Raw genomic sequence first — 16,861 nt, 5'->3', positions numbered from 1 at the left:
ATGAACCATCACGACACCACCCTCGCCCAGCCCGACGCCACCGGAGACGACGCGCTGGTGATCGCCGGCATCCGGCTCTCCTCGCGGCTGTTCATCGGCACGGCCGGCTATCCCAGCCAGGAGATCATGGCGCAGTCGGTGCGCGCCTCGGGCGCCGAGGTCGTCACCGCCTCGATCCGCCGGGTCTCGCTCCAGGGGCACGGCTCGGACACCTTTCAGAAGCTGAAGGGCGCCCGCTTTCTGCCCAACACCGCCGGCTGCGAAACGGCCCGCGACGCGATCATGACCGCTGAACTCGCCCGCGAGGCACTCGGCACGTCCTGGATCAAGGTCGAGGTGATCGGCGACCGCGAGACGCTCTATCCGGATGTCACCGAGTTGCTCGAAGCCTGCCGGCACCTCGTCGATGACGGCTTTACGGTGCTGCCCTATTGCAACGACGATCCCGTGATCTGCGAGCGGCTGGCCGATCTCGGCTGCGCCGCGGTGATGCCGATGGGCTCTCTGATCGGTTCGGGGATGGGCATCGCCAACCCGGCCAATATCGAGTTGATTTGCCGCCGGGCCAAGGTGCCGGTGATCGTCGATGCCGGCATCGGCACCGCCTCGGACGCGGTGATCGCGATGGAGCTGGGCGCCGCCGCCTGCCTCGTCAACACCGCCGTGGCGAAGGCCGACGACCCGGTGCGGATGGCCGGCGCCATGCGCCACGCGGTCGAGGCGGGCCGGCTCGCGCATCTGGCCGGGCGCATTCCGCGCCGCGGCCGGGCTGAGCCGTCGAGCCCGCAGCTCGGCCTCGTGGGCTCGTGAGGGCGGGTGACGCTCCCGCCGCTTCTGGTCGTCACCGACCGCCACGGGGCGGCGCGACCGCTGACTGAGACCGTCCGGGCGGCAGTGGCGGGGGGCGCGCGCTTCGTCTGGCTGCGCGACCGCGATCTCGACCGCGACGCGCGGCGGGATCTCGCCCGCGACCTGATCGCGCTCCTGCAGCCGGTCGGCGGACGGCTCGTCGTCGGCGGTGATGCGGGGCTGGCGGTCGAGATCGGGGCGCAAGGCGTGCACCTGCCGGGCTCCGCCGGGATCGACGGCATCCGCGCGGCGCGGACGGCACTCGGCGCCGCGGCGCTGATCGGGTTCTCGGCCCACTCGGTCGCGGAGATCGCGGCGATTGCGGCGGTGGGCGCCGACTACGCAACCCTCAGCCCGATTTTTCCCACCGCGAGCAAGCCCGGCTACGGCCCCACCCTCGGTCTCGCCGCCTTGCGCGCCGCGGCGGCCCATGGCCTGCCGGTCTTCGCGCTCGGTGGGATCGACGGGGACAACGCCCGCGCCTGCCGCGAGGCCGGGGCGGCGGGCGTCGCCGTGATGGGCGGCGTGATGCGCGGGTCCGATCCGCGCGACGCCACCGCCCGGTTCGTCGCCGCGCTCACTTGAGGGCGGCGATGCCGGCTTGGCAGAACCACCACGTCCTGATCGCCCGTGCCGCCTGAGCAGCCGATGGCACCGACGATCCGGCCCTCGACCACCCGAGGGAATCCGCCCGGCGAGGCCGCCCGCTCCGGATCCCGGGTGCCGTAATAGGCCGAACGTGGCGTAGGCGTTGAAGAACACCCGCGTCTCGCGTTGCGCTTGCCCGCCTCAACCTCAGCCTCGGCCTCCGCCGCCGCGACCACGCGCCGGGCGGCGTCGAGGCCGATCGGCGTGCCTCCGGCGGAGGGGTGCGGCTTCGGCTCGGGCGTCGGGGCGGCCGCACGCACGGTCACTGCGCCCAGCAGGCCGGCGGCGGCAAGGAATCCGGCGATCATCGGGCGGGTTCCTCCGGCGGTGAGCCACTGGCGGGCTCTTCCACGCGAAGGTTACACTCGACCTGTGTGCCTCTCCGGGGCCGGCGCCGGACCCTGCCGGATATCGCCCCTGCGCCGATCACCCCTGGCGCTGTGGCGTAAGGCGTATAGAAGCCCTGACAGAATTCTTTTCCAACAAGGCGCCCGGCCAGGGCTGCGAGCCGAACCGCATGATCAACTCTCCCCTCATGACCGTCATGGTCGATGCCGTTCGCAAGGCCGCCCGCGGGCTCAAGCGCGACTTCGGCGAGATCGAGAACCTCCAGGTCTCCCGCAAGGGCCCCGGCAATTTCGTCTCGGCGGCCGATCGGAAGGCGGAGGAGGTCCTGCGCGACGCGCTGATGAAGGCGCGGCCCGGTTACGGCCTCATCATGGAGGAGAGCGGGATCATCGAGGGCACCGACCGGAGCCACACCTGGCACGTCGATCCCCTCGACGGGACAACGAACTTCCTGCACGGCATCCCGCATTTCGCGATCTCGGTCGGGCTCGAGCGCGACGGCCAGATCGTTGCCGGCGTGATCTACGATCCGGCCAAGGACGAGTTGTTCATCGCCGAGCGCGGCAAGGGCGCCTTCCTCAACAATCGCCGCCTGCGCGTTTCCGGACGACAGGATTTCGCCGACGCGCTGGTCGCCTATGGCACGCCCTATCTCGGCCGCGGCAGCCATGGCCGGTTGCTCAAGGAGGTCGCCGCGGTGATGGCGGTCTCCGGCGGCACCCGCCGCCTCGGCTCGGCGGCGCTCGATCTCGCCTACGTCGCCTGTGGCCGGACCGACCTCTACTGGGAGCGCGACCTCCAGACCTGGGACATCGCGGCCGGCATCATCCTCGTACGCGAGGCCGGCGGCTTCGTCTCCAGCGCGGATGGCGGCGCCGAGCCGCTCGCGGCCCGCTCCGTGGCCTGCGGCAACGAGGTGCTGCACCGTGAGCTGATCGGCCTGCTGCGCAAGGCCGCCGCCTGACGGGCGGGGCTCCCTCGCTCCTCGCCACCGTTCCATCGAACGTCCTGCATCGCCGTCAACCGAGCACCCCGCATGGAAGCCCGCCGCCACTCCGCTCTGAAGGACTCGGTCCGCTCGATTCCCGACTATCCGAAGCCGGGCATCATTTTTCGCGACATCACGACCCTGCTCAGCGATCCGCGCTCGTTCCGCCGGGCGGTCGATTCGCTGGTGCACCCTTACGCGGGGGGGCGGATCGATCAGGTCGCGGGCATCGAGGCGCGCGGCTTCATCCTCGGCGGCGCGGTGGCGCATCAGCTCTCCTCGGGCTTCGTGCCGATCCGCAAGAAGGGCAAGCTGCCCCACAAGACCGTCTCGACGGCCTACGCGCTGGAATACGGCACCGACGAGATCGAGATCCACGTCGACGCGATCAAGCCGGGCGATCGGGTGATCCTCGTCGACGACCTCATCGCCACCGGCGGCACGGCGACGGCGGCGGTGAACCTTCTGCGCCAGCTCGGTGCCGAGGTGATCGCCGCCTGCTTCGTGATCGATCTGCCGGAGATCGGCGGCGCCCAGCGCCTGCGGGATCTCGGCGTCACCGTGCGCACGCTGATGGAATTCGAGGGGCACTGAGCCCCTCAGGGCGCAGGGGTTTCCCCGGGCTGGCGATGTTCGTCATCGCCAACGTCAGCGCAGCGACCGGCCCTCAGGCTGCCAGGCTGTCGAACAGGCCCTTGCCGTCGGTGCCGCCGACGAGGCCGTCCACGAAGTTCTCGGGGTGGGGCATCATGCCGAGCACATTGCGCTGCTCGGAGTAGATGCCGGCGATGGAATTGAGCGAGCCGTTGCGGTTCGCGTCCTCGGTCAGCGCACCGCTGGCGTCGCAATAGCGGAAGGCGATGCGGCCCTCGCCCTCGAGGCGGCCGATCGTCTCGGAATCGGCGAAGTAGTTGCCCTCGCCATGCGCCACGCAGACGTCGATCACCTGACCCTCTGTGTAGGCCGAGGTGAAACGCGTGTCGGCGCGCTCGACCCGCAGGAACTGCCGGTGGCAGATGAAGCGGCGGTTGACGTTGCGCATCAGCACGCCCGGCAGCAGGCCCGATTCGCACAGGATCTGGAAGCCGTTGCAGATGCCGAGCACGAGGCCGCCGCGGGCGGCGTGCGCGCGCACCGCATCCATGGCCGCTGCCCGGCCGGCGATCGCGCCGCAGCGCAGATAATCGCCGTAGGAGAACCCGCCGGGTACCACCGCGAGGTCGGTGCCGGCAGGCAGTTCGGTGTCGGCGTGCCACACGCTGACGACCTCCGCACCGGAGCAGCGGAGTGCGCGGGCCACGTCGCCGTCGCGATTCGAGCCCGGAAAGACGACGACGGCGGCGCGCATCAGGCGATCTCGACGGTGTAGTTCTCGACGACGGTGTTCGCGAGCAGCTTGTCGCAGGCGGCCTTCAGCGTCGCCTCGGCCTGTTCGCGGTTCTCCGAGGCGACCTCAAGGTCGAACACCTTGCCCTGGCGTACGCCGGAGACCTCATCGATCCCGAACGACTTCAGGGCTGCCTCGATCGCCTTCCCCTGCGGATCGAGAACGCCTGTCTTCAACGTGACGACGATGCGGGCTTTCATGGCGGGCACTCGTTTGGGAAATCGGCGGGCCGCGCCGTGCGGGGGCGGCGATGCCGGGGACGGAGGGGATTGCGCTCGATCGCGTACGAGTGAGCCGGATGTTCGAGGCGACCCGAGAGCAGGCGATGAGCGATCGGCCGTATCCCGGAAATCTATCGCGGTTTCGTGAAGACGTCACCGCTCGAGAAGAATCACCGGCGACGGGTCGAGCCGATCGGCTCGGCTTCGGTGGCGCGGCGCCAGAGCTGGACCATGATCCAGGCGGCGACGAGGCTGAACAGAGCCATGAGCACGTGGCCGACTTGGTCGCCGAGATCGAGCAATCCGGCCAGCGCCCAGCCGGCCGCGATGGCCGCAGCGAACACTTCCGTGCCGACCAGCACCATGAGGCCGAGTATCGTGATGAGGTTCCGCATACCCGCGTAAGCCTGTTCCGCTCTTCGAGCGGCGAAATAGCCCTAGGCCGGGGCCTGGCGCAACCGCCCGGAACCAACGAGGACACACAGATAAGGTATGAATGCCTCGGGCACGCGCCTGCGCGGATGCCTCGGCAACGAAAAAGGGCCGGCGGTTTCGATCCGCCGGCCCTTTTCAGCTTTAGCGCGGTGCTCGCTTTGCGAGGATGCGCTGGAGCGTACGCCGGTGCATGTTGAGGCGCCGTGCCGTCTCGGAGACGTTGCGGCTACACAGCTCGTAGACGCGCTGGATATGCTCCCAGCGCACCCGGTCGGCCGACATCGGGTTCTCCGGCGGGTCGGCCCGCTCGCCCGGCTGCGCCATCAGCGTGCCGTGGATCTCGTCGGCATCGGCCGGCTTGGCGAGATAGTCGAAGGCGCCGAGCTTGACCGCCGTCACCGCCGTGGCAATGTTTCCGTAGCCGGTCAGGATCACGCCTCGGGCCTCGGGGCGGCGCTCCTTGAGGCGGGCGATCACGTCGAGCCCGTTGCCGTCGCCGAGCCGCATGTCGATCACGGCGAAAGCGGGCGCTTTGGTCTCGACGGCCGCCACGCCCTCGCTCACGCTCTCGGCCACGTGGACCTCGTATCCGCGCGCTTCCATCGCCCGGGCGAGGCGGGTCGAGAAAGGCTTGTCGTCGTCAACGATCAGCAGGCTGCGATCGCTGAAGGCGGAAAGGGGATCGGCATCGGACAGAAAAGCGGTGTCAGAGCTCGGCACCGTCGTCCCGCTCTGCGTCAGCATGCGGTGCTCCTCGTGGGTTCGGGTCATCTCTTTGCATTATATAGGTGCGGCATCCCGTTCCGTTAGGGGTCTCAGAGAATTGTGCGCAACGGGATGGGGCACAATCACTTCCCTCTCGAAAACGTGACGAGGCCACGTCACCCGCACCAGCGCGCCGCGCTGTCCCGCTTCCGTGATGTTGGACAGCAGGAGCTGCGCGCCGGAGCGCTCGATCAACGTCTTGGCGATGAACAGGCCGAGTCCGAGCCCTCCGCCGACCTCGTCGGGATTCTGCGAACGGTCGCGATTGCGGGTGGTGACGTAGGGTTCCCCCGCTCGCAACAACACCTCGCTGGGGAAACCGGGGCCGTCGTCGCGGACCGTCAGCGTGACGCGCTCGGCGTCCCATCCGGCCTCGATCACGACCCGCGATTCGGCGAAGTCCACGGCGTTGTCGAGAATGTTGGCGAGCCCGAACATCACCCCCGGATTGCGGCGGCAGACCGGCTCCGGCCCCTCGCCCTGCCGCACGACCTCGACGGCGATGCCGAGCGCCCGCTGCGGCGCCACCAGTTCCTCGACGAGATGACCGAAGGTGACGGTCTGGAGGAAGCTCTCACCCTCCTCGTTCTCCTCGCCCATCGAAGTGAGCTTCGAGAGGATGCCGCGGCAGCGATCGACCTGATCGCGCAGCAGGCTCAGATCTTCGGCGATGGCGGGCGAGGCGGTCGGGCCGAGCTGCCGGTCGAGTTCCCTGGCCACGACCATGATCGTGCCGAGCGGCGTCCCGAGTTCGTGCGCCGCCGCCGCGGCCAGCCCGTCGAGCTGCGACAGGTGCTGCTCGCGGGCGAGAACCAGTTCGGTCGCGGCCAGCGCCCGGGCGAGCTGGCGCGTCTCCTCCGCCACCCGCCACGCGTAGACGCCGGTGAAGGCGGTGCCGAGCAGGATCGCGGTCCAGACCCCCGAGACGTAGAGGAAGGGCAGCTCGATCCGCCCGTCGGCGAACCAGGGCAGGGGGCGGTGGACGAGGGCGAGCAGGGTGGCGAGCCCGACCGCCAGCAGACCGAGCGCGAGGGTCCGCTCCGGCGGCAGGGCGGTGGCCGAGATCAGGACGGGGGCGAGGAACAGGAGCGAGAAGGGATTCTGCAATCCGCCGGTGAGGAACAGCAGGCCCGCGAGTTGCACGATGTCGAAGGCGAGAAGCAGCGCTGCCGAATCGTCGCTCAGGCGGTAGCTCGCGGGAAAGCGGATGCGCAGCGCGAGGTTCAGCCAGCATGAGGTGGCGATGACGAGGAAGCACCAGCCGAAGGGCAGGTTGAGCCCGAGCCCGAACTGGGCGCCGACGACTGCCGCGCTCTGCCCGGTGAGCGCGAGCCAGCGCAGGCGAACGAAGGTGTCGAGCCGCAGGTGGCGGCCCGTCGGGGTTAGGGTCTTGTGGGCCGCGTCCATCATGGTGCGGCTACGATAGGGCTGGCGGGGGGAACGTCCACGGACGCGTTACCGGCCCGTTGTAATTTTGAAGGATTTCGCTGCTTGCAACATTCGATAAGATCGACGGGAGCACGGCCGGTTCGGGAGCCGCGCCGGGGAGTGCCGAAATGGATCTGGCGTATATCTGGTACGAGACGGCCCGCGCGATGTTGACGCCGGCTCGGCTCGCGGCGGACGCGGCTCGGCACAGCCTGGATAACCCCGGAAATCCGCTCGCCTACGGTCCCTATGCCCGCTCGACGGCTGCCGCGCTGGAGATGTTCGAGCGCGTGACCCGCCGCTACGGCAAGCCGGCCTTCGGCCTGCCCACGACCGTCATCGACGGCCAAGGCGTTCCGGTCTCGGAGCGCGTCGTCTGGGAACGGCCCTTCGGTCGCGTGATTGCCTTCGACCGGGCGCTGCCCGCCGGGCATTCGGAGCCGCAGCCCAAGCTCCTGATCGTGGCGCCGATGTCGGGCCATTACGCGACGCTCCTGCGCGGCACCGTCGAGGCGATGCTGCCCAACCACCGGGTTTTCATCACGGATTGGTCCGACGCGCGCATGGTCCCGTTGCTGGACGGGCGCTTCGACCTCGACACGTATATCGATTACCTGCAGGCGATGTTCCGTGACCTCGGGCCGGACCTGCACGTGATGGCCGTCTGCCAGCCCGCCGTGCCGGTCTTCGCCGCCGTCGCTCTGATGGAGGCGGCGGATTCGGCCCACGTGCCGGTCTCGATGACCCTGATGGGCGGGCCGATCGACACCCGCCGCTCGCCGACCGCCGTGAATTGCCTCGCGCAGGAGCGCGGCATGGCCTGGTTCGAGAAGAACTGCATCACGGTGGTGCCGCCGCTCTATCCGGGGGTGATGCGCCGGGTCTATCCCGGCTTCCTGCAGCTTTCGGGCTTCATGGCAATGAACCTCGATCGCCACGTCACCGCCCATACCGACATGTTCCACCACCTCGTGACCGGCGACGGCGATTCGGCGGAGAAGCACCGCGACTTCTACGACGAGTATCTCGCGGTGATGGACCTGACGGCGGAGTTCTACCTCCAGACCGTGCAGACCGTCTTCGTTGATCACGCCCTGCCGCGGGGGCGGATGCGCCATGGCGGACGGCTGGTCGATCTCTCGGCCATCCGCCGCTGCGCCATCCTCGCCGTCGAGGGCGAGAACGACGACATTTCCGGCGTCGGCCAGACCAAGGCCGCCCTCGACCTGACCCCGAACCTGCCCGATGCCCGCAAGGCCTACCACATGCAGGAGAAGGTGGGGCATTACGGCGTGTTCAACGGCTCGCGCTTCCGGTCCGTCATCGCCCCGCGCATCGCCCGCTTCGTACGGGAGATGGAGGGCAGCGCCTGACCGCGACGCGGGCAAGCGTCCGATCAGGTGGATTTCCGGTGAGAGAGGCATTGCTGGGATGGCTGAGCCGGCCGGCTGCGGCTAGGCTCGCGGGCATGACGCGCGCCCTGCTGCGACGGCCGGATCCGGATCACATCGAGATCGCTCATGACGGGCAGACCTTTCGCGTCACCATTCTTCGGCGGCCGACCGCGCGCCGGCTGACCCTGCGGGTTTCGAGTGCGACCGGCGCGGTGGTTCTCACGCTGCCGATCCGGTCGTCGCTCGCCACGGCTCAGAAGTTCGCGCAGAGCCACGGCGGCTGGATCGCCGCCCGCCTCGCCAAGCTGCCCGAGCGGGTGCCGTTCGCGGAAGACTCGGTCATCCCGCTGCGCGGTGTGCCGCACCGGATCGTGGCGCGGGACGGGCGCGGCATGGCCGAGGCGGATCCCGCGAGCGGGACGCTCGCCGTCCCAGGCGATCCGGCGCACATGCCGCGCCGTGTCCGCGAGTTCCTGATGCGGGAGGCCCGGCGCGACCTGTCGCAATCGGTGGCGGTCTACGCGACGCGCCTCGGCCAGCGGCCGGCGCGGGTGACGTTGCGCGACACCCGCAGCCGCTGGGGGTCCTGCACCGCTCGCGGCGAGCTGAATTTCTCCTGGCGGCTGATCCTCGCGCCGCCCGTGGTGCTCGACTACCTCGTCGCCCACGAGATGGCGCATCTGCGCGAGATGAACCATTCCCCCCGCTTCTGGGCGCTCACCAACGAACTCTGTCCCCATGTGGATGAGGCGGAGCGGTGGCTGAAGCGGCACGGCTCGGAACTGCACCGCTACGGCTGACTCCAAATCCGGTCGATCCCTGCGGATTCGGGCGATCCCCAGGCGCCGCCTCCGGTCCGATCGACCGGAACCGGCTCAGTACTTCGTCACGATCGCCCGGCTGCGGGCAGGCGCGGCCTCGGCCGGCCAAGTCGGGCGCGGATCGACGTGGCCCGGCCACAGGGTGCGGGGCGCGACGTTTTCGCAAACCTCGCGCTGACGCAGGTAGGTGGGGCGGCCCATCGCATCGCGGCGCAGCACGGTGCCACCGTCCCGGCAGAAGCCGGCGATGGCCGCCGCGTCGCCACGACGGCGCCCGCGCGGGTTCCGCTCCACGGGCGGATGCTCGATGGTGAGCGGCGCCTGATGGTTGAGGGAGCGCTCGATATAGGTCGTCGTCGCCTCGGGCGGGAGGTAATCCGACTCCTCGAACGGCAGGGAGAGGGCGGAAGCGCCCCCGCAACCCACCGCGACGAAGAGGGTCGCGAGGGCGAGGGGGGAGGCGAGGCGGCGCATGGCGGTTTCCTCGGATGAAGGGGAGCTTGACCTTACCTTAGGGCAGCCGGGCGGCGAGGGGTAGCCGCTTTGCCCCATTCCCGACACACCCTCGCCGCGATTGCTTGACACCGGGAAACCTGCATGGTCCCAACGCCCGAGGCCGGGCGGCATCTCCGAACGCCTCGACTGCGTTAGCGCGAGGGGGCATCCGCCGGAGCCGGCCACCGTCTCGACAAGCGATCGATCGGAGTTCGTATGAGTCTGTTTGCGGGCGTGGTTCGGGCTTTGCGTCCTGGGGCCGGCCGCCGTCTTGCGCTGGCGGCCGCGACCGCCGCGACGGTGCTGGCCGGGGGCGGCGCCGCACAGGCCCAGGGGACCGTGCGCAAGACCTTCGACGACTGGCAGTTGCGCTGCGAGACGCCGGCCGGTGCCAAGGCCGAGCAATGCGCCCTCGTGCAGTACGTGGCGGCGGAAGACCGGCCGAACCTCAACCTCGTCGTCATCGTGCTGAAGATCGCCGACAACCGCGGCTACCTGCTGCGGGTGCAGGCTCCGCTCGGCATCCTCCTGACCTCCGGCCTCGGCCTCAAGATCGATCAGACCGATATCGGCCGCGCCAGCTTCGTGCGCTGCCTGAGCATGGGCTGCGTCGCCGAGGTGGTGATGGATGACGGCCTGATCAAATCGATGCGCAACGGGTCGCAATCGACCTTCATCGTCTTCCAGACGCCGGAGGAGGGGGTCGGCATCCCGGTCTCGATGAAGGGCTTCGGCCCCGGTTTCGACGCGCTCAAGTAGGATCGTCCGGCTCCGGAGCGTTCAAGGGATCGCCGGGAAAGGGCAGGGAACGGTCAAACGATGCGCAGGGCGTTGATCATCCTCGGTGGATTGGTGCTGGCCGTGCCCGGCACGGCGCGGGCCGAACCGGGCAGCTTCTTCAAGAACATGTTCGGCGGCCGCGAGGGCGACGCACCGGCGGTCACCGCGCCGCGGGCGCAGGACCCCGACGACGTCTATTGCCCGCCGGTCTTCGTTCCGGATGGCGGCGCCGCGGTCCAGGCTTTCGCGGGAGCTGCGGGCGACAACCGGCGCCTGCGCCATCAGATCGTGCTCGGCCGGCTTAGCCGGGAGTGCAAGGCGCGGCCCGACGGCTCGGTCGCGGTGCGTGTCGGCGTCGAGCTGCGTGCCCTGCTCGGACCGGCCGGTGCGGCCGGGCGTTTCGACGTGCCGGTGACCATCGGCGTGAAGTACAACGAGCAGCCCGTGATGATGCGCAGCCACCGTGTTGCGGTGGCGATTCCGGCAGGCGCCGCCCAGGGCGAGGCGACGGTTATCGAGAACGATCTCACCGTGCCCGCCGACAAGGCGATGGGCTACGACATCGAGGTGACCCTGGCCGGCGCCTCGGCGCGCCCGAAGCCGGCCGCGCGCCGCCGCAAGCCCGCACCCGCGGCGGCGGCGGCGGAACAGGGTGAGGCCCCGGCCGCACAATGACGGGATTGCCCGCGCAGCATGGCTCGAAACCTGCCGGAGGACGGCATCGCCACGCCTGATGCAAGGGGAGGCGATGGGCGGGGCGTGTGGCAGGGTCGGGAGACGCCGTTCTCCCTGGTGCCCGCTGACGACCCCCTGTTCGACCGCCGCCTCGTCCTGTCGCCCCCTGAGCGGAGGCCGTGGCAGTGTCGTTGGATCGTCCTGACCTATACGCTGCCCGTGCATGCGCGGCCGCAGAGGCCTCTGCTGCGCCTGCTTCGCGGCGCCGGCCGACGCGACGGCTTCGTGCTGCCGGGTGTTGCCCTCGGCGTCGCACGCTGGCTCGGCTACCTGCCGGGCGATTGCGAGGGCATCGAGATCGCCGCAGAGTCGGGCTTCGCGCTGGAGCGCGTCGGGCTGCGGAGCAGCGCGAGCGTCTTTGCGGAGGCGCTGCTGAAGCGGCCGGGACGCGCCGCAGCCGCCCTGCACGCGGCTGTCGCGCGCGACGAGCGGCGCTGGCGCGACAGCCTTCGCGGCGCCTGCGCGGTGTCACCCCTTGTCCGCTATCCGGCCTGGAAGGCGTCGCGGCTGTTTCGGGTCACGCCGGCCGAGCCGAAATCCGGCGCGCAGATCCGCCTCGTTCTCCCGGCTCCCTTCGCGCGTGCCGATGCGGTGGCGCGCAGCGTCGCGAGCCTGCGCGCCCAAACCCATCAAGACTGGTCTCTCCTCATCGCCTGGACGGATGGCGCCCCACCAACGAATCCGGCTATCGACCGGCGCGTCCTCTCCACCCCATGGAATCCGGCCGCGACGCTGCACGAGCTTGGCGGCGGGGCCGACCTGTTCGGCCTGCTCCGCCCCGGCGACATCCTGGCTCCTGACGCACTGCGCCAGCTTGCCAAGAGCGCCGAGGCGGCCGCGATGGTCTATGCCGATGAGGAGACCGGCGGCCGGACGCTCAGGCCGCGCCTCAAGCCGGACTGGAGCCCCGATCTGGCGCTTGCCACGGGCTATGTCGGTGCGCCCGCGCTGATCGCGAGGGACTTCCTCGCCGGCCTGTCCGCCGAGCCGGTGGGCACGCCCGACGCCTTGGCCCTCACCCTCGATCTCGCGGCCGGATCCGCGGCCCGTGTCGCCCACATCCCCCGCATCCTGTGCCGTCGCGAGCCCGTCAGAGCCGATCCGGCTGTCCGCGCGCTCCACCTCGACCGCCACCTGCGCACCACGGGATCGCCGGCGCGTGCAGCGCTCCACGACGGCCGCCTCGATCTTCGATGGCCGCTGCCGGACCCGGCACCGCTCGTCAGCATCATCATCCCCTCCCGCGACCGGCTCGATCTGATCGCGCGGGTCACCGAGGATGTCCTCGAGAAGACGCCCTATCCCGCCCTCGAACTGGTGATCGTGGACAACGGTTCGACGGAGCCGGCCGTGCTCGATCTGTATGAGCGGTTACGCCTCGATCCGCGGGTCCGGATCGAGCCCTATCCGCACCCCTTCAATTTCTCGGCGCTGGTCAATGCCGGCGCGCAGAAGGCGCGCGGCGACGTCCTCGTGCTGCTCAACAACGACGTGGCGGTGCTGCGACCCGACTGGCTCGACGTCCTCGTCGCCCAGGCGGTCCGACCGGAGGTTGGCGCGGTCGGCGCGAAACTGCTCTACGAGGATGGGCGCCTTCAACACGCGGGTGTCGTGGTCGGGCTCGGCGGCGAGGCCGGCCATATCCTGCGCCGCCGCCCCGCCGACACGCCCGGCCATCTCGATCGCTTGAGCGTGGCGCACGAGGTGTCAGGCGTCACGGCGGCCTGCCTCGCCGTTGCGCGAGAGAAATACCAGGCCGTCGGTGGTTTCGACGAAGAGACCTTTGCCGTGGACTTCAACGACATCGACTTCTGCCTGCGCCTCGGCGTGCGGGGTTGGAAGACGGTGTGGACACCGCACGCGGTGCTGTCTCACCTCGAATCGGTGAGCCGCGGCCGGCCGGTCGGTGCCGCCCGCGCGCGCTTCGAACGCGAGGCCGCCGCCTTCACCGCGCGCTGGCGCGACGTGATCCGGCACGATCCGTTCTACCATCCGGCCCTCTCGCTCACGACTTTCGGCGAGGAACTGGAATGAGCGCCGACGGCTCGCCCCCGGCATGGCCCGACGCCCTGCTCTTCGCCGCCGAGCCCGCCCCGAGACGCCTCGCGCTCCTCGCCCGGGCGCTCCGCCAGCCGAGGCGGGCTCTGCCGATCCTGTCGGCGCGGCTCTCCGGCCGGCGATTGCGGGCGGCGCAGGCTTTCGTCGCGCTGGTCGGCGCCCATCCTCGTCTGGACCGGCCCCGCATCGTGCCACCGCCGAGCGAGCCGCAGGCCGCCCTCGCCGCGGCGGGGATCGAGCGCATTGGGACGGACGCGCAGGGCGCGATCCGCATCACCGCGGACGGACCTCCGATCGTCCTGCTCACGTCCGAAGGCCAGCACATCGCGGCGGGCGCGGCGGCCGCCATCGCCGCCGCCTTCGCCGATCCGGATCGTCACGCGATCTACGGCGACGCGTTGTTCAGCCACGCCGTCCATGGCTCCTGGCTTCCCCTGCTGCGTCCGGCCTTCGATCGGGACTACCTGCACACGGTCGACTATCTCGGCCCCGTCATCGCCTTTCGCCGCGCCAGCGTGATCGGCATCGACACCGTTCCCGGCGCCGCCGCGCTCGATCTGGCCCTGGGGATCGCGGACCGCTTCGGCCCAGGCGCCGTGCGCCATCTGCCGCGCCTCCTGTCCTTCGGACGTTTCGAAGAGAGGGGGGAGGGGCGAACGGCGCGGCGGGAGGCGGTCCGGCGTGATCTCGATCGGATGGGGGAGGGGGGCACGCCCGTCCTCGTCGGGCAAGACGGCGTGATTCGCCTCGACCGGCCGCTGCCGGAGCCGCGCCCCCTCGTCAGCCTGATCGTCCCCACCCGCGACCGGCTCGACCTGCTTCGGCCCTGCATCGAGAGCCTGCGTCACCGCACCGACTGGCCGGCCAAGGAGATTCTGATCTGCGACAACGACAGTCGCGATCCCGAGACGCTCGCCTATTTCCGCACGCTCGAGGCAGAGGGCGCGGCGCGGGTCGTTGCCTGTCCGGGCCCTTTCGACTTCGCCGCGATCAACAACCGCGTGGCGGCGCAAGCGCGCGGACGCCTCCTGGCCTTCATCAACAACGACGTCGAGGCCGAGGCGCCGGACTGGCTGGAGCGCATGGTCCGCGAGGCCCTGCGCCCCGATATCGGGGCGGTCGGGGCCCGGCTGGTCGATGGTGAGGGCCGGATCCAGCATGGCGGGATCGTGCTCGGCACCGGCGGTCTCGTCACCCACGGCCACCGCCATTTCGCCGGAGATGCGGCGGGCTATCTCGGCGCCTTGCGCGCCACCCGAAGCGTCTCGGCCGTGACCGCCGCCTGCCTCGTCATCGAGGCGGACAAGTTCTCTCGCGTCGGCGGCTTCGATGCATCGACCTTCACCATCGATTTCAACGACGTCGATCTCTGTCTGCGGCTGAACGCCGTGGGCCTGCGAACCCTCTATGTCGGGGGCGCCCGCCTCCATCACCGGGAATCGGCGAGCCGCCGGCCCTCACCGGCGGCGGCCGCCCGACACCGTGCCGAGGTCGAGGCGCTGAGAACGCGATGGGGGCCGCTGCTCGCGCAGGACCCCCATTATCATCCGGGCTTCGACCCGGACCTCTCGACCCATCTGCGCCTTCGCCGAGGTTGGACCGGCATGGAGCCGGCCGAGCCGCGCTGACGACGCTTCGTGTCTCTCACAAAACTCCCGCTGCACCGTCCTCGTCAGAGGGAGAACGGTCGGAGATCGGGAGTTTCGCGAGGCACGCTTACTGCACCAGGCGCGGGCCGCCGGCCTGAACCTTCTCGTTCTCGGACATGATGCCGAGACGCTTGGCGACCTCGGTATAGGCCTCGATCAGGCCGCCGAGATCCTTGCGGAAGCGGTCCTTGTCGAGCTTGTCCGAGGACTTGATGTCCCACAGCCGACAGGAATCGGGGGAGATCTCGTCGGCGACGACGATGCGCATCAGGTCGCCCTCCCACAGGCGGCCGGTCTCCATCTTGAAGTCGACGAGACGGATGCCGACACCGAGGAAGAGGCCGGACAGGAAATCGTTGACGCGGATGGCCAACGCCATGATGTCGTCGATCTCCTGGGGTGTCGCCCAGCCGAACGCGGTGATGTGCTCTTCGGACACCATCGGGTCGTTGAGCTGGTCGTTCTTGTAGTAGAACTCGATGATCGAGCGCGGCAATTGCGTGCCTTCCTCGAGCCCGAGCCGCGTCGCCAGCGAACCGGCGGCGACGTTGCGCACCACCACCTCGAGCGGAATGATCTCGACCTCGCGGATCAGTTGCTCGCGCATGTTGAGCCGGCGGATGAAGTGCGTCGGCACGCCGATGTCGTTGAGGTGCTGAAAGACGAACTCGGAAATCCGGTTGTTCAGCACACCCTTGCCGTCGATCACCTCGTGCTTCTTCGCGTTAAAGGCGGTCGCGTCGTCCTTGAAGTGCTGGATGAGCGTCCCCGGCTCGGGTCCCTCGTAGAGGACCTTCGCCTTGCCCTCGTAAATGCGACGGCGGCGGTTCATAGGCGTGTACCGTGGTTTGAGGAAGTCCATGGGGCCGAGGCTCCTTCGGAACTGGCACTTGAGGCGAAATCCGCGGCGCGGCGGCCCGTCTGGCGGGCAGACGGCCGGATTATGCTTCCCGAGAGAGACATGTCCGGCCGCCTTAGCATCAATCTACCGGAACGAGGTTTGCAGCACAACGCGTTGGCCGGACAACGCATTGCCGCCGTGGACGCAGACCCGCCTAATCCCTGGATGATATGGGGGTGAGTGCGGTCGTCTTCGAGGGGTAGCGGCACAGATCCGCGATGCTGCAACGCGGGCAATCCGGCCGACGGGCCTTGCAGGTGTAGCGCCCGTGCAGGATCAGCCAGTGATGGGCGTTGAGCCGGAACGGCTCCGGCACCCGCGCCTCCAGCCCCGCCTGCACCTTGTCGGTTGTCGCTGCGGAAACCAGCGGAATGCGGTTCGAGACGCGAAAGATGTGGGTATCGACCGCGATCCGCGGCACGCCGAAGGCCACGTTGAGCACGACGCTCGCCGTCTTCGTCCCGACGCCCGGCAGCACCTCCAGGGCCTCGGCGTCGCACGGCACCGCGCCGTCGTGCCGCTCCAGCAGAATCCGCGACAACGCGATGACGTTCTTCGCCTTGGTGTTGAACAGGCCGATGGTGCGGATGAAGTGGCGGACCCGCTCCTCGCCGAGATCCAGCATCTTCTGCGGCGTGTCGGCGATGGCGAAGAGCGGAGCGGTCGCGAGGTTTACGCTTTTGTCGGTGGCCTGAGCCGAGAGCACCACGGCCACGAGCAGCGTGTAGGGATTGAGGTATTCGAGTTCCGAACGCGGTTCCGGATCGGCCGCGCGAAGCCGCGAAAAGACCTCGACCAGGGTCGCGTCATCGACAGGTTCGGGCGAGGTTTCGACGCCGGCCGCCAGAGCCGGCATCAGCTTGGCCTTGAGCTTTGCCGGCTTCACTGTCTTCTCGACAGACTTCGACGACTGACTTTTTACCGCACCAGGGGCAGAAGGGCGGGAAGACGGCTTTTTC

18 protein-coding genes and 1 pseudogene are annotated in these 16,861 nt (G+C 69.5%); 10 read left to right on the top strand and 9 right to left on the bottom strand.

Annotated elements, in window-relative coordinates; genetic code table 11:
- Positions 1 to 810, top strand: a complete 810-nt coding sequence (locus tag Y590_RS01925) for a thiazole synthase (RefSeq protein ID WP_060768397.1) — start codon at positions 1 to 3, stop codon at positions 808 to 810.
- A gap of 6 nt (positions 811 to 816) precedes the next feature.
- Positions 817 to 1,434 carry a thiamine phosphate synthase gene (locus tag Y590_RS01920; protein WP_060768396.1) on the top strand — a complete coding sequence of 206 codons (618 nt, stop codon included), beginning with the start codon at positions 817 to 819 and terminating at the stop codon, positions 1,432 to 1,434.
- Between the two features lie 35 nt (positions 1,435 to 1,469).
- Here Y590_RS01920 and Y590_RS27170 read toward each other — a convergent pair.
- Positions 1,470 to 1,805 (bottom strand): annotated as a pseudogene (locus tag Y590_RS27170) (heme-binding protein); the annotation flags it as partial.
- A 209-nt stretch (positions 1,806 to 2,014) separates the two neighbouring features.
- Here Y590_RS27170 and Y590_RS01915 point away from each other — a divergent pair.
- Both Y590_RS01915 and Y590_RS01910 read left to right on the top strand, forming a co-directional pair.
- Positions 2,015 to 2,809: an inositol monophosphatase family protein gene (locus Y590_RS01915; RefSeq protein ID WP_060768395.1), complete on the top strand. Its 795-nt coding sequence runs from the start codon at positions 2,015 to 2,017 to the stop codon at positions 2,807 to 2,809.
- Between the two features lie 72 nt (positions 2,810 to 2,881).
- The gene (locus Y590_RS01910; RefSeq protein ID WP_060768394.1) at positions 2,882 to 3,427 is read left to right on the top strand and encodes an adenine phosphoribosyltransferase; all 546 of its coding nucleotides are present in this window, start codon (positions 2,882 to 2,884) and stop codon (positions 3,425 to 3,427) included.
- A 73-nt stretch (positions 3,428 to 3,500) separates the two neighbouring features.
- Here the strand turns inward: Y590_RS01910 and purQ are convergent, their stop codons facing one another.
- The 5 genes from purQ to Y590_RS01885 form a co-directional block, all read right to left on the bottom strand.
- A complete protein-coding gene (purQ, locus tag Y590_RS01905; RefSeq protein ID WP_060768393.1) occupies positions 3,501 to 4,181 on the bottom strand; it encodes a phosphoribosylformylglycinamidine synthase subunit PurQ in 681 nt (226 codons plus the stop codon).
- A complete protein-coding gene (purS, locus tag Y590_RS01900) occupies positions 4,181 to 4,420 on the bottom strand; it encodes a phosphoribosylformylglycinamidine synthase subunit PurS (RefSeq protein WP_060768392.1) in 240 nt (79 codons plus the stop codon). The genes purQ and purS overlap by 1 nt, the downstream gene beginning before the upstream one ends.
- Before the next feature lie 191 nt (positions 4,421 to 4,611).
- Entirely contained in the window at positions 4,612 to 4,836 is a 225-nt protein-coding gene (locus Y590_RS01895; protein ID WP_015821040.1) for a hypothetical protein, read from the bottom strand.
- 181 nt (positions 4,837 to 5,017) lie between these two features.
- Positions 5,018 to 5,620 (bottom strand): ActR/PrrA/RegA family redox response regulator transcription factor, encoded by a 603-nt coding sequence (locus tag Y590_RS01890; RefSeq protein WP_060772116.1) that lies wholly within the window; start codon positions 5,618 to 5,620, stop codon positions 5,018 to 5,020.
- A 36-nt stretch (positions 5,621 to 5,656) separates the two neighbouring features.
- Positions 5,657 to 7,051, bottom strand: a complete 1,395-nt coding sequence (locus Y590_RS01885) for an ActS/PrrB/RegB family redox-sensitive histidine kinase (protein WP_060768391.1) — start codon at positions 7,049 to 7,051, stop codon at positions 5,657 to 5,659.
- Positions 7,052 to 7,197: 146 nt separating this feature from the next.
- On the opposite strand from Y590_RS01885, the gene Y590_RS01880 reads away from it, so the two are divergent.
- Both Y590_RS01880 and Y590_RS01875 read left to right on the top strand, forming a co-directional pair.
- Entirely contained in the window at positions 7,198 to 8,442 is a 1,245-nt protein-coding gene (locus Y590_RS01880) for a polyhydroxyalkanoate depolymerase (protein ID WP_060768390.1), read from the top strand.
- A gap of 95 nt (positions 8,443 to 8,537) precedes the next feature.
- On the top strand, positions 8,538 to 9,263 hold the full coding sequence (locus Y590_RS01875; RefSeq protein ID WP_060768389.1) for a M48 family metallopeptidase: 726 nt from the start codon (positions 8,538 to 8,540) through the stop codon (positions 9,261 to 9,263).
- A gap of 75 nt (positions 9,264 to 9,338) precedes the next feature.
- On the opposite strand, the gene Y590_RS01870 is transcribed toward Y590_RS01875, so the two are convergent.
- On the bottom strand, positions 9,339 to 9,758 hold the full coding sequence (locus tag Y590_RS01870; protein WP_060768388.1) for a hypothetical protein: 420 nt from the start codon (positions 9,756 to 9,758) through the stop codon (positions 9,339 to 9,341).
- Positions 9,759 to 9,995: 237 nt separating this feature from the next.
- On the opposite strand from Y590_RS01870, the gene Y590_RS01865 reads away from it, so the two are divergent.
- The 4 genes from Y590_RS01865 to Y590_RS01850 are packed head-to-tail and all read left to right on the top strand — an operon-like array spanning position 9,996 to position 14,980.
- Complete coding sequence (locus tag Y590_RS01865; RefSeq protein WP_060768387.1) at positions 9,996 to 10,538, top strand: invasion associated locus B family protein; 543 nt, start codon at positions 9,996 to 9,998, stop codon at positions 10,536 to 10,538.
- A gap of 60 nt (positions 10,539 to 10,598) precedes the next feature.
- A complete protein-coding gene (locus Y590_RS01860; RefSeq protein WP_060768386.1) occupies positions 10,599 to 11,234 on the top strand; it encodes a hypothetical protein in 636 nt (211 codons plus the stop codon).
- A gap of 45 nt (positions 11,235 to 11,279) precedes the next feature.
- Entirely contained in the window at positions 11,280 to 13,328 is a 2,049-nt protein-coding gene (locus tag Y590_RS01855) for a glycosyltransferase family 2 protein (protein ID WP_060772115.1), read from the top strand.
- Entirely contained in the window at positions 13,325 to 14,980 is a 1,656-nt protein-coding gene (locus Y590_RS01850) for a glycosyltransferase family 2 protein (protein ID WP_060768385.1), read from the top strand. The genes Y590_RS01855 and Y590_RS01850 overlap by 4 nt, the downstream gene beginning before the upstream one ends.
- Before the next feature lie 88 nt (positions 14,981 to 15,068).
- Here the strand turns inward: Y590_RS01850 and purC are convergent, their stop codons facing one another.
- Together purC and nth are read right to left on the bottom strand one after the other, a co-directional pair.
- Positions 15,069 to 15,863 carry a phosphoribosylaminoimidazolesuccinocarboxamide synthase gene (gene purC, locus Y590_RS01845; RefSeq protein ID WP_003605938.1) on the bottom strand — a complete coding sequence of 265 codons (795 nt, stop codon included), beginning with the start codon at positions 15,861 to 15,863 and terminating at the stop codon, positions 15,069 to 15,071.
- A 193-nt stretch (positions 15,864 to 16,056) separates the two neighbouring features.
- Positions 16,057 to 16,758 (bottom strand): endonuclease III, encoded by a 702-nt coding sequence (gene nth, locus Y590_RS01840; protein ID WP_060772114.1) that lies wholly within the window; start codon positions 16,756 to 16,758, stop codon positions 16,057 to 16,059.
- Positions 16,759 to 16,861: the final 103 nt, after the last annotated feature.

The organism is Methylobacterium sp. AMS5, from assembly GCF_001542815.1.
Classification (GTDB): domain Bacteria; phylum Pseudomonadota; class Alphaproteobacteria; order Rhizobiales; family Beijerinckiaceae; genus Methylobacterium.
Note: the sequence above shows the minus strand (reverse complement) of the source record. Positions and strands in the feature narration are given on the sequence as shown.

Bases quoted from the DNA above. Each gene is read 5' to 3' on its own strand.
- Y590_RS01925 (WP_060768397.1), top strand. From the start codon at position 1: ATGAACCATCACGACACCACCCTCGCCCAGCCCGACGCCACCGGAGAC.
- Y590_RS01915 (WP_060768395.1), top strand. From the start codon at position 2,015: ATGATCAACTCTCCCCTCATGACCGTCATGGTCGATGCCGTTCGCAAG.
- Y590_RS01910 (WP_060768394.1), top strand. From the start codon at position 2,882: ATGGAAGCCCGCCGCCACTCCGCTCTGAAGGACTCGGTCCGCTCGATT.
- purQ (WP_060768393.1), bottom strand. From the start codon at position 4,181: ATGCGCGCCGCCGTCGTCGTCTTTCCGGGCTCGAATCGCGACGGCGAC.
- purS (WP_060768392.1), bottom strand. From the start codon at position 4,420: ATGAAAGCCCGCATCGTCGTCACGTTGAAGACAGGCGTTCTCGATCCG.
- Y590_RS01895 (WP_015821040.1), bottom strand. From the start codon at position 4,836: ATGCGGAACCTCATCACGATACTCGGCCTCATGGTGCTGGTCGGCACG.
- Y590_RS01890 (WP_060772116.1), bottom strand. From the start codon at position 5,620: ATGCTGACGCAGAGCGGGACGACGGTGCCGAGCTCTGACACCGCTTTT.
- Y590_RS01885 (WP_060768391.1), bottom strand. From the start codon at position 7,051: ATGATGGACGCGGCCCACAAGACCCTAACCCCGACGGGCCGCCACCTG.
- Y590_RS01880 (WP_060768390.1), top strand. From the start codon at position 7,198: ATGGATCTGGCGTATATCTGGTACGAGACGGCCCGCGCGATGTTGACG.
- Y590_RS01875 (WP_060768389.1), top strand. From the start codon at position 8,538: ATGACGCGCGCCCTGCTGCGACGGCCGGATCCGGATCACATCGAGATC.
- Y590_RS01870 (WP_060768388.1), bottom strand. From the start codon at position 9,758: ATGCGCCGCCTCGCCTCCCCCCTCGCCCTCGCGACCCTCTTCGTCGCG.
- Y590_RS01865 (WP_060768387.1), top strand. From the start codon at position 9,996: ATGAGTCTGTTTGCGGGCGTGGTTCGGGCTTTGCGTCCTGGGGCCGGC.
- Y590_RS01860 (WP_060768386.1), top strand. From the start codon at position 10,599: ATGCGCAGGGCGTTGATCATCCTCGGTGGATTGGTGCTGGCCGTGCCC.
- Y590_RS01850 (WP_060768385.1), top strand. From the start codon at position 13,325: ATGAGCGCCGACGGCTCGCCCCCGGCATGGCCCGACGCCCTGCTCTTC.
- purC (WP_003605938.1), bottom strand. From the start codon at position 15,863: ATGGACTTCCTCAAACCACGGTACACGCCTATGAACCGCCGCCGTCGC.
- nth (WP_060772114.1), bottom strand. From the start codon at position 16,758: ATGCCGGCTCTGGCGGCCGGCGTCGAAACCTCGCCCGAACCTGTCGAT.